Source organism: Nocardia sp. NPDC060220, from assembly GCF_042727815.1.
In the GTDB taxonomy this organism is placed as follows: Bacteria; Actinomycetota; Actinomycetes; order Mycobacteriales; family Mycobacteriaceae; genus Nocardia.
This window is the reverse complement of record NZ_JBHWZY010001002.1, coordinates 1-2,289: the sequence shown is the minus strand read 5'-3', so window position 1 is coordinate 2,289 and position 2,289 is coordinate 1. Positions and strand designations below refer to the sequence as shown.

Annotated in this window: 2 protein-coding genes; one reads left to right on the top strand and one right to left on the bottom strand. The window is 68.5% G+C overall.

Translation table 11 applies throughout. From position 1 onward, the window contains the following. Window positions 1–242: hypothetical protein (locus ACFWF3_RS32840; RefSeq protein ID WP_379317771.1), on the bottom strand; the 242-nt coding region annotated here is incomplete at its 3' end. A 9-nt stretch (window positions 243–251) separates the two neighbouring features. Between ACFWF3_RS32840 and pknB the strand changes: the two genes are divergently transcribed. Further along, a complete protein-coding gene (gene pknB / locus ACFWF3_RS32835; protein WP_379317769.1) occupies window positions 252–2,147 on the top strand; it encodes a Stk1 family PASTA domain-containing Ser/Thr kinase in 1,896 nt (631 codons plus the stop codon). Window positions 2,148–2,289: the final 142 nt, after the last annotated feature.

Here is a 2,289-nt window from a genome sequence, read left to right as displayed (position 1 = left end):
ACCACCACGCAACGTCCGACGACGACCACCGAGCCGCCGACGACGACCACCGAGCCGCCGACCACCACGACGGTGCCGCCGACCACCACGACCAAGACCAAGCCGACGACCACACCGAAGCCGACCAAACCGGAGCCGACCACCACGGCGCCGGCCGCGGGCACCACCACCGTCGGTCGTCCCCGGCTGCCCACCTTCGACCTGCCGTTCCCCGATGGCGACACGGCGGTAGGCCCGACCATAGGACAACCATGACGACCCCGAAGAACCTCTCCTCGCGGTACGAGCTGGGCGAGATCATCGGGTTCGGCGGCATGTCGGAGGTGCACCGCGCCCGCGACGTGCGGCTGTCGCGTGACGTGGCGATCAAGGTGCTGCGGGCCGATCTGGCCCGCGATCCCACGTTCTACCTGCGGTTCAAGCGCGAAGCCCAGAACGCGGCCGCGCTGAACCACCCGGCCATCGTGGCCGTGTACGACACCGGCGAAGCCACCGTCGACGGCGGGCCGCTGCCCTACATCGTCATGGAATACGTCGAGGGCGACACCCTGCGCGACATCGTGCGCGGCAAGGGACCGCTCGCGCCGCGCAAGGCGATGGAAGTCGTGGCCGACGTGTGCGCCGCGCTCGACTTCAGCCATAAAGCCGGGATCGTGCACCGCGATATGAAGCCGGCCAACATCATGATCAACCGCGCCGGTGCGGTGAAGGTGATGGACTTCGGCATCGCGCGCGCGATCGCCGACAGCGCCAACCCGATGACCCAGACCGCCGCGGTGATCGGCACCGCCCAGTACCTCTCGCCCGAGCAGGCGCGCGGCGAGACCGTCGACGCGCGCTCGGACGTGTACTCGGTGGGCTGCGTGCTCTTCGAGATCCTCACCGGGCAGCCGCCGTTCACCGGTGACTCGCCGGTCGCGGTGGCCTACCAGCATGTGAAGGAGGATCCGCCGCTACCGTCGTCGGTCAATCCCGGCGTGCCGCGTGAGCTCGATTCGGTGATCCTCAAGGCGATGGCCAAGAACCCGGCCAACCGCTACCAGACGGCAGCGGAGATGCGCGCCGACCTGATCCGGGTGCTCGGTGGGCAGAAGCCCAGCGCGCCGATGGTGATGAACGAGGAAGACCGCACCGATTACGACGACGAGCCGGGGCCGCGGAGTTTCCACGACCGCCGCGACGACACCTCCGAGCATCCCGTGGTCGGGCCCGACGGCGAGGAACGTAACCGCACCGGGCTGATCGCGCTCGGTGTCGCGGCCGCGCTCGCTGTGGCGTTCGGCCTGTTCTGGGTGCTGGTCGGTCCAGGTAGCCGGGCCGATCAAGTTGCCGTCCCCGATCTGTCGGGCAAGCCCGCGCAGCAGGCACAGGACGGCCTCCAGCAGGCCGGTTTCCACGTGGCCAGGCTGGAGAAGCCGGACGGCAAGGTGGCGCCGGGCAATGTGATCGCGACCCAGCCACTCGGCGGTTCGCGCATCGACAAGGGCAGCACGGTGACGTTGCAGGTCTCGACCGGGCCCACGCAGGTGCAGTTGCCGCGGCTGATCGGGATGAGTCAGGCCGATGCCGAGCAGAAGCTGAATTCGCTCGGTCTGCAACTGGATCCGAATGTGGTGCGCAAACCGTCGAGCACCGCCGAGACCGACAAGGTGATCGCCCAGGACCCGAGCGCGGGTGTGCGGGTGGACATCGACCGGCCGATCGTCGTCACCATCGGCGGCGGGCCGGAAGAGGTGCGTGTGCCGACCGTGGTGGGCCAGGACATCTCCATCGCTCAGCCGAATCTGGTCGCCTCCGCCGGTTTCAAGGTCGAGATCCAGGAAGTGAAGTCCTCGCTGCCCAAGGGTCAGGTGCTCGCCACCAACCCGGCCGGCGGCAGCAACGCGGAGAAGGGCTCGACCATCACGGTCCAGGTCTCCGCCGGTGACCGGATCACCGTCCCCGATCTGACCGGGCTCACGCCGGTGCAGGCGCAGGAGACGTTGCGCGGGCTCGGGTGGACCGGTCAGCTCAGCCAGACCACGGTGATCACGCTCGACGGCAATGCCTCGGGCAAGGTCGTCGGGCAGAATCCGGCGGCCGGTTCGGCAGTGACGATCAACGGCAATGTCGTGCTGCACGTGGGAGCGTCGCCGATTCCGCGATGAGGTCTCGATTGGATGGCGAACACGCCCGCCGCGTCCGCGCGGGCGCAGAATGAGGCTGCTTTCATCCCATCCAGCGTTGCTGACGAGGAGGTAGCCCCCTATGACGACAGCCAGGGACATCATGAAGCCCGGTGCGCAGTGG

Bases quoted from the DNA above. Each gene is read 5' to 3' on its own strand.
- pknB (WP_379317769.1), top strand. From the start codon at position 252: ATGACGACCCCGAAGAACCTCTCCTCGCGGTACGAGCTGGGCGAGATC.